The organism is Neptunicella sp., assembly GCF_048268085.1.
Lineage (GTDB): Bacteria > Pseudomonadota > Gammaproteobacteria > Enterobacterales > Alteromonadaceae > Neptunicella.
Genome location: NZ_JBLWWF010000005.1, coordinates 232,045 through 240,813 on the forward strand (window position 1 = coordinate 232,045; position 8,769 = coordinate 240,813).

The 8,769-nt window shown below is 41.2% G+C and carries 7 protein-coding genes; 5 read left to right on the top strand and 2 right to left on the bottom strand.

All coding sequences use genetic code 11. The annotated features are described in order from the left end of the window. Nucleotides 1–22: 22 nt before the first annotated feature. The 5 genes from ACTD55_RS06040 (at nucleotide 23) to prsR (ending at nucleotide 6,415) form a co-directional block, all read left to right on the top strand. Nucleotides 23–595, top strand: a complete 573-nt coding sequence (locus tag ACTD55_RS06040) for a hypothetical protein (protein ID WP_438863412.1) — start codon at nucleotides 23–25, stop codon at nucleotides 593–595. A gap of 334 nt (nucleotides 596–929) precedes the next feature. Then, nucleotides 930–1,838 carry an HprK-related kinase A gene (locus ACTD55_RS06045; RefSeq protein ID WP_438863413.1) on the top strand — a complete coding sequence of 303 codons (909 nt, stop codon included), beginning with the start codon at nucleotides 930–932 and terminating at the stop codon, nucleotides 1,836–1,838. After that, on the top strand, nucleotides 1,835–2,968 hold the full coding sequence (locus ACTD55_RS06050) for a nucleotidyltransferase domain-containing protein (RefSeq protein ID WP_438863414.1): 1,134 nt from the start codon (nucleotides 1,835–1,837) through the stop codon (nucleotides 2,966–2,968). Before ACTD55_RS06045 ends, ACTD55_RS06050 begins: the two co-directional genes overlap by 4 nt. A gap of 27 nt (nucleotides 2,969–2,995) precedes the next feature. Further along, the gene (gene prsK / locus ACTD55_RS06055) at nucleotides 2,996–5,035 is read left to right on the top strand and encodes an XrtA/PEP-CTERM system histidine kinase PrsK (RefSeq protein ID WP_438863415.1); all 2,040 of its coding nucleotides are present in this window, start codon (nucleotides 2,996–2,998) and stop codon (nucleotides 5,033–5,035) included. Between the two features lie 18 nt (nucleotides 5,036–5,053). After that, complete coding sequence (prsR, locus tag ACTD55_RS06060) at nucleotides 5,054–6,415, top strand: PEP-CTERM-box response regulator transcription factor (protein ID WP_438863416.1); 1,362 nt, start codon at nucleotides 5,054–5,056, stop codon at nucleotides 6,413–6,415. 2 nt (nucleotides 6,416–6,417) lie between these two features. On the opposite strand, the gene glmS is transcribed toward prsR, so the two are convergent. Beyond that, on the bottom strand, nucleotides 6,418–8,250 hold the full coding sequence (glmS, locus tag ACTD55_RS06065; RefSeq protein WP_438863417.1) for a glutamine--fructose-6-phosphate transaminase (isomerizing): 1,833 nt from the start codon (nucleotides 8,248–8,250) through the stop codon (nucleotides 6,418–6,420). A gap of 12 nt (nucleotides 8,251–8,262) precedes the next feature. Next, on the bottom strand, nucleotides 8,263–8,769 hold a 507-nt coding region (locus ACTD55_RS06070; RefSeq protein ID WP_438863418.1), incomplete at its 5' end, for a DeoR/GlpR family DNA-binding transcription regulator.

Sequence of the window (8,769 nt, forward strand, 5' to 3'; positions counted from 1 at the left end):
TTATTAATTGGGAATGGGTAGTATGACCGATCCAAATAAATCTGAAACCCCGAATAACTCTGTAAATCAGCGAAGAGTTTTTCTTAAGAAAGCGTCTACCGCTTCTCTTATTGCTGCCTTACCAGTAAAAAATGTATGGGGAACATGGGGCGGTAGTAGCGCTAATGGATGTACTGTATCCGGCAATATGTCTGGCAATACTTCTCAACAAGCTCCTTGTACAGTTCAAGGCAGATCTCCTGGTTATTGGCATACATATTGTGACAACAATAAACGAAGCCGTGGTGGTTATGGCTACTCCGCTGAAAACAAGGCATGGAATAATGTGTTTGGTTGGAGTCGTGGGCCTTTCGGTGGTATCAGTAGTAATACCGGATTACACGATTTTTTACCTGAAGAAGGGGGCAATAACCATAACGGTGGTCCCAATAACATTAATCGTCACTTAGTTGCTGCGTATTACAATGCGGTTAATGGTTTCTATCCCTTGCAATCGGGTGTAAATGCCGATAAATACGTACAACAACTGTACGATGAAGCAAAACGCTCTGGCACATATCAAGTGGCCCAAGCCATTGAAAGTACATATGACTAAATATTGATGTATCAATTACATCCTCAAGTTATTCTCCATTTCGCCAGCGATCAGTCTGGCGTTTTGCTTTTTAACGGTTTCAAAGGTCAAGCTTATCAATACCCAACTTCACTAACGAATTGGTTCTGTTTTTTAAAAAGTACTTGCCAACCGGTTTGCTTTAAAACCTTTGTTCAACACACTCCCGAACTAACTACATTTGAACAACAGGAAGTGTGGAATAACCTAATCAATCAATTTGTTCTACTTTCCAATTAAATGTATAAATAAACTTGGTAATACATCATTAAAATTTAAACTCAGATAATCTAATTCAGGGAAGTATGTTGTTTACATGTTGTTACATCAATTAGACTACCACCAATATCAACAACATTTGAAGAAAGGCACATTGGCGCTGGATTTAGGGCTGGCCAATTTCCGCCTAAAAAGCCCCCTTTCTAGTGTAACGGAAAATATTTATAAAATTTACGCTGATTATCCTGTAATAGAGAAGGGCTTCTGTGACTTCCAGGTCAATATCGCTTGTCCCACAAATGTTAGGCGTTTTTATAAGCCACAAGTTAATTTTTTTGCCGACCACTATCGACCATTTATGCCGTTACCTAAAGCACAGGCTTATCCAATGCTAGAATGGGGCATGAATTGGTGTGTTTCTTCAAGTGAATATAATTATTTAACATTACATGCTGCCGTGTTGGCCGACAAAAACAACCAAGCTATTATTTTTCCGGCTCCTCCAGGATCAGGGAAAAGCACACTAACAGCCTATTTAGCTTATTCAGGATGGCGACTATTATCGGATGAAATGACGATTGTAGAATTAGCCAGTGGTAACGTACTTCCTTTTGTGCGGCCGATTTGTCTAAAAAATAATTCTATCCCTTTAGTGAAAAGCTGGTTTCCAGAAGTGCTTGCCACTAAAACGACATCGGATACATCCAAAGGCGACGTTGCCCATTTTAAGCCGCCGAGTGATAGCGTTAAACAGCATAAAGTCCCCGCATCGATTAAGGCTATTATTTTTCCTCGCTACGCTGCCAATTCTGATTTTAAAATATTTCAATTAACTAAAACACAAGCATTTAAAGCATTGGCGGAAAATAGTTTTAACTACAATGTCCTAGGTTCCGATGGCTTTAACACAATAGTGCAGCTATCTGAGAACATTCCCTGCTTGGAAATTGAATATCAAGAGTTACAAGAAGTCGAACGATTTCTAGCTGAAGGTGATTTCAGTTGAGCCAGTCCAAACTATCCATTGATTTTACTAAACTATTATCTGCCCCCGAAACACTAAACCTATCAGTGTTAGATTGGGAAGCAATGATTCGCATTGGCCGCAAAACGGGAATGCTTCCCAGGATCTTCAATAGCTTAGAAAAAAGTAGTTTGTTCGAATCACTTCCTGACTATGCCAGACATCACATACATTCTTCTATTATTTATGCTAAGGCACAGGCTCAGCAAGTACGATATGAAGTAGCTGAATTATTGACTATTTTAACCAATAATGAATATCAACCGGTTTTTCTAAAAGGTGCAGCTTATGTTTTACTTGAGCACCCCGTTGGAAAGGGCAGAACCTTTTCTGACATTGATATTTTAGTATCTAAAGATATGCTAGCTCGAGCAGAGAGCAAGCTGTTAGTTTACACTTGGTTTCCCGAGCCCCATGATGAATATGATCAATATTACTATCGACAATGGGCACATGAAATTCCGCCGCTACGTCATGCTTCCAGAGGAACCGTTGCTGACGTGCACCATAATATATTACCCCCCATTAGCGGCAGAGCACCCAATATTGAATACTTTAATCAAACCCGAGTGACTACCGAATCGGGTGCGCAGGTGTTCTCACCTCCAGCTCTAACATTGCATAGTTTGGTGCATTTATTTTTTGAAGAAGACTTTAGTAAGGGTTTTCGGGATTTAAGTGATTTACATTTGTTTTTCGTTGAACATCAGCACGATAAAGAATATTGGTCTGAACTACTTAAATTAGCTACTGAGACCGGCTTTTGTCGGGAACTGTTTTTTGCCTGTCGTTATTGTGAGAAGCTATTTACCTCTCCTGTTCCTGCTACTTTTAGTATGGCGTTAGTGAATTACAGTCCCACACCATTACGACTAAAGTTTAACGACTGGTTATTTTTACGGGTTTTACAACCTGCTCACCCATTGTGCAATACTCGCAGTACCAGCTTAGCCCGCTTTATCGCCATGCTCCGCGGTCATATTTTGAAAATGCCTGCGCACATTTTACTTTATCACCTAAGTCACAAATTATATAAAAGCCTGATAGAAGGATTGCTAGGCAAACAAAAATCTAAATGGCAAACTGAACAACAAAATACAGATCAGGCATGATGCAAGATCGCATTTAATAGGTGAATTATGCTGGCTGAAGTCGGTTACTTAATCAGCGCGTTAGGCTATTGTTTATTTTTATTATTATTATTCACCACACGCAATAATGGCTTACCGAAAAAGTTACTAATATTGGGGGTGTCAGCTAATCTTTTTGCTGCTGCGTTTTATGCAGCAAATCAATGGTTTCCTACCGTTTTAAATGTGGCACTGTTGTTAGAGAGTATTAAATCTCTCATCTGGCTTGTGTTTATTGCATCCTGTCTTAAAGGTGATCAACAGTCATTACTGAATATTCTGAGAATACCGCTTAATTTAGTCATTATTAGTATTCCGCTTATTGCGCTAGTGGTTGCAGTCTTGCCTATCTCCAATCCTGAAAACCTCCTGAAATGGCAGTATCTACTACATACTTTGATGAGTTTAGAAATGTTAATTTTGCTCGAAACATTCTACCGTCAAGCTGATCAGGAAAGATGGGCATACAAGCCTCTCGTATTAGCCTTGGGAGGGATTGCGTTATTTGATTTTGTGTTATTTTCTGAAGCCTCAATGCTCAATCAAATTGATCCCATGTTATGGGAAGCAAGAGGATATATATTCGCCGCATTACTGCCTTTTCTCGTCGTGGCAATCCGTCGTATCAAGCATTGGGGGATCGATATTTTTGTTTCCCGCGACGTTGTTTTACATAGCTCGCTATTAGTCGTAGCAGGGTTATATCTATTTATAATGGCTTTGGCAGGTTATGCCATTAAATTAGTCGGTGGTAACTGGAGTAATGTGATCCAGGTTGTGTTTGTTTTCCTCTCACTCACCTTGTTAGCCGCACTGTTTCTGTCTAATCAATTTCGCACCAAGGTCAAAGTTTTTATTACCAAGCACTTTTTTGCCAATCAATTTGATTATCGCGAAGAATGGTTATCCCTGACTCAAAAACTAGAAAATAGTGAAGAGTCCATCACCGATTTTTACCAGACAGCGACGATTAGTTTAATGGATGCGATTAATTGTAATTCAGGCATGTTAATTAAGTTTCGCGATAACAATATGCAATGCTTAGCACAACTAGAACATGACGATCTTAGCCAAATTGATATTGAGCTATTAAATCAGGTTTTACCCTTTATCAAGCAGTCTCAATGGATAGTTGATATTGAACAACTGCGCTCCAAACCCTTTGAATATGAAGGTCTAAAAGTCAATCATGCCTTACTGAATGGCTGCTCTTTCCAATTGATTCTACCGGTATTTCAAAAAGATCAACTGTGGGGATTAGTGCTGATTCAGGATAAAGATGGAAAACGCTTATCGCTGAACTGGGAATTACGTGATTATTTAAAAGTCGTTACCGCCCAAGTGGCCAGCTACTTGTTTCAGCATGAAGCCTCAAAAGAACTGGCAGAAAATGCCCAGTTTGCGGCTTTTAGCCGCATGTCGGCTTTTGTATTACATGACTTAAAAAATGTGTTGGCACAAATTGACTTAATCTTAAGCAATGCAGAACAGCATAAAAATAATCCGGAATTTATCGACGATACCTTCGAAACATTGCAGCATACCAAGTCCCGCATGGAGAAGATGTTACGCCAGTTAACCGATAAAAAGGATTCTAACCATGAGCACTTGCGACCCTGTATTATATCGGCATTAGTACAGGATATTGTCGATCAGCGCTGTCAAACATTAAACCCTGTTCCAGAAATAAATATTGTTAAAGATCAACAACTAATCCTAGACTCGGATAAACTTGGCAATGTACTGTATCATCTGATTAATAATGCTCAGCAAGCAACGGATGATCAAGGTAAAATTTCTATTACCCTAGATTGTGATGATACACAAAAAACCGCGATTATTGTTATTGCCGATAACGGTTGCGGTATGACGGATGACTTTATTCAAAATAGATTGTTTAAACCATTCGACACCACTAAAGGTAATGCAGGTATGGGTATCGGTGCCTATGATGCCAAAAACTATATAGAAAAAATGGGTGGCCGTATCGACGTTTCCAGTGACGTTGGTAAGGGTTCCAGCTTTACTTTATATATACCGACTCAGTAACACGGGGAAACAGACATAATGGAAAAAGTTCTGGTAGTCGATGACGATTTAGGAATTCAAAAACAGTTAAAATGGAGCTTCAGCGATTATGAAATCTTGTTTGCTGATGATCGAGCCAGCGCCATTGCCCAGCTACGTCGTCATGAACCCAAAGTCATTACCCTGGATTTGGGACTTCCACCGGATCCTGCTAATGCCACGGAAGGGTTAAAAACGCTGGCCGAGATTTTATCCTTAGCGCCACAAACAAAAGTCATTGTTGTCACCGGTAATAACGATAAAGAAAATGCCTTAAAGGCCATTAATTTAGGGGCTTATGATTTCTACCATAAGCCCATTGATTCAGACACCATTAAGGTCATTGTTAATCGAGCGCTTAATTTATTCCAAATCGAAGAAGAAAATCGCCTACTGAGTCAAACGGCTTCTGCGATGGGAACAATTATTGGAACCAGCGATGCCATTCAAAAAGCAATCAGAATGGCCGAAAAAGTGGCTAAAACCAATATTTCTACATTAATCCTAGGTGAAAGTGGTACGGGAAAAGAAGTGTTTGCTCGTACTATTCACGATAGTAGCGAGCGCAGAAATAAACCATTTGTGGCAATTAACTGCGCCTCGATTCCAGAAAACCTACTGGAAAGTGAGTTGTTTGGTTATGAGCGGGGCGCGTTTACCGGCGCCAATAAGACCACCAAAGGCAAAATTGAATGTGCAAATGGAGGCACCTTATTTTTAGATGAAATAGGCGATATGCCAATCGGTTTGCAAGCCAAAATGCTACGTTTCTTGCAAGAGCGGATTATCGAACGAATAGGCGGTAGACAAGAAATCCCGGTGGATATTCGCGTCATTTGCGCCACTCACCGCAACCTTTCCACCATGGCAGATAATGAAACTTTCCGTGAAGATTTGTTTTTCCGCATCAGTGAAATTTCAATCAATATTCCGCCTTTGAGGGAGCGGGGCAATGACATTATGCTGTTAGCCAAATCCTTCTTAACGGACTATAACCAAGAATATAATCAGAATCTTAAAGGGTTTTCCGAAGATGCCATTGCTGCCATGATGCAACACCGCTGGCCAGGCAATATCCGTGAATTACAAAACAAGCTTAAATCATCCATTATTATGGCAGAAGGCAGCATGATTACTGCCGACGATTTAGGTTTAACTCACGATGCATCTGTGGCCAGTATGGCCAAACTAAACTTACGTGAAGTGCGCGAAGAAGCAGAAAGCAATGCGATCCGTGCGGCCTATCAACTTAGTGAACAAAACATATCAAAAACCGCTGAGTTACTCGGTGTAACCCGCCCAACGTTATATTCGCTTATCGATAAATATAACTTAGGTGAGCTCAAAACGGCAGAAACCTAACCCTATTCCACCGTTACCGATTTAGCCAAATTACGGGGCTGATCCACATCTGTCCCTTTAATCACTGCCACATAATAAGACAATAACTGTAGCGGAATGGTATAGATAATCGGTGCGATGATTTCATCCACATGGGGGACATTAATCACCCGCATGGTTTCATCGCTTTGAAAGTTGGCATCTTTATCCGCAAACACATACATAATACCGCCGCGGGCACGGACTTCTTCCACATTGGATTTAAGTTTTTCCAGCAATTCATTATTAGGTGCAACAACAATTACCGGCATGTGCTCATCAATCAATGCCAGTGGACCATGTTTTAGCTCTCCTGAAGCATAAGCTTCCGCGTGAATATAGGAAATTTCTTTGAGTTTTAATGCCCCTTCCATAGCGATCGGATATTGATCACCACGACCTAAAAATAAGCTGTGATTTTTATCAGCAAACTCTTCGGCAAGTTGTTCAATCTCTTCGCTGAGTGTCATTACTTCTTCTAACTTGGCAGGCAGAGTATGCAAGGCTGAAATAATCTTGCCAAGTTGAGCCGGGCTAGTGCCATTGTACTTGCCAATTGCAGCGGTGAGCATCAACAAACCAGTTAACTGGGTAGTAAACGCTTTTGTTGAAGCAACGCCGATTTCAGCGCCAGCCATGGTCATAAAGGCTAAGTCAGATTCACGCACCAAAGATGAACCCGGCACATTACAAATGCTTAAACTGGCCATATAACCCAATTCTTTAGCCAATCGCAGTGCCGCTAACGTATCAGCGGTTTCTCCGGATTGGGAGATCGTCACCAATAGACTATTAGGATGTACATAGGATTTACGATAACGGAACTCAGACGCGATCTCGATATTACAAGACACATTTGCGTGCTGTTCCAACCAATAGCGAGCGGTCATGCCTGAATGATAGCTAGTACCACAAGCGATAATTTGTACATGTTTAACTTTGGCCAAAATATCATCGGCTTTTATCCCGAACACCTCAGTATTAACATCATATTCGCTAATTCGGCCTTGCAAGGTATTGCGCACAACAACCGGCTGCTCGTGAATTTCTTTTAGCATATAGTGACGATATCCTGCTTTGTCACCGGCATCATGCTGAATATCCGATTCAATCACTTTACGCTGTACTGCGGCGCCAGATTTATCATAAACCGAGACTTTGGTACGGCTAATTTCAGCTACATCACCTTCTTCCAAAAAGATAAATCGACGGGTTACCGGCAATAACGCCAGCTGATCAGACGCGATAAAATTTTCACCTATACCTAATCCAATCACCAACGGACTACCTGAACGAGCTACCACGACTTTATCTGGATTATGCTTATCCATCACCACTGTGCCATAAGCGCCTTCAAAGGTTTTAACCGCGCTTTGTACAGCAAAGAGCAAATCATCGGTTTGCTGTAATGCTTTGTCTACCTGATGCGCAATGGTTTCAGTATCCGTATCCGAGCTAAAGCGATATCCCTCGGCACTTAATTCGGTACGCAGAGTTTGGTAGTTTTCGATAATGCCATTGTGCACTACGGCGATACGTTCGGTAGAGAAATGCGGATGTGCGTTAGCTTCAGTGACACCACCATGGGTTGCCCAACGAGTATGTGCAATACCGATAGAGCCTCGCACCGGATTAGCCTCCAATGCGTTAGCCAATTCCTGAACTTTACCGACTCGGCGTACCCTATGGAGATTATTGTCATGATCTAAAACAGCCACACCGGCAGAATCATACCCACGGTATTCAAGACGCCTTAATCCTTCGAGTAAAATCTCAACAACGTTTCGTTCCGCAACTGCACCAACTATTCCGCACATAACTAGCTCCATTTATCCTTGTTCAGCGCAAATAACTTTTACGCCCTGTTGTTCAATTCGAGTACGCGCTGACGATGATATGTCCGAATCTGTTACTAGCACAGAAATCATCGACCAGGGCAGTTCAATATTAGGTATTTTATGTTCCAATTTGGCGGATTCAGCCATCACAATGACTTCACTGGCCACGTCAGCCATAACCCGACTTAAATTGGTTAATTCATTAAAAGTAGTGGTGCCTTTATCTAAATCGAGGCCGGCTGCCCCTAGAAAGGCTTGATCAAAGTTATATTCACGCAATATCTTTTCAGCCATTTGCCCCTGAAAAGAACGGGATTGATTATCCCAAGTACCGCCTGTCATCAGTACCGTAGGTTCATTTTTATCATCAACTAATGTTTGTGCGACATGCAGGGCATTGGTCATCACGATAAGACCTTGCTTATGCGATAAATAAGGTAATAATGCGGCTGTCGTACTGCCGCTATCAATGACAATACGGCTATGATCGTGAATAAG

What these genes read in the sequence shown, in the direction of transcription:
- ACTD55_RS06040 (WP_438863412.1), top strand. Translation starts at nt 23, where the DNA reads ATGACCGATCCAAATAAATCTGAAACCCCGAATAACTCTGTAAATCAG.
- ACTD55_RS06045 (WP_438863413.1), top strand. Translation starts at nt 930, where the DNA reads ATGTTGTTACATCAATTAGACTACCACCAATATCAACAACATTTGAAG.
- prsK (WP_438863415.1), top strand. Translation starts at nt 2,996, where the DNA reads ATGCTGGCTGAAGTCGGTTACTTAATCAGCGCGTTAGGCTATTGTTTA.
- prsR (WP_438863416.1), top strand. Translation starts at nt 5,054, where the DNA reads ATGGAAAAAGTTCTGGTAGTCGATGACGATTTAGGAATTCAAAAACAG.
- glmS (WP_438863417.1), bottom strand. Translation starts at nt 8,250, where the DNA reads ATGTGCGGAATAGTTGGTGCAGTTGCGGAACGAAACGTTGTTGAGATT.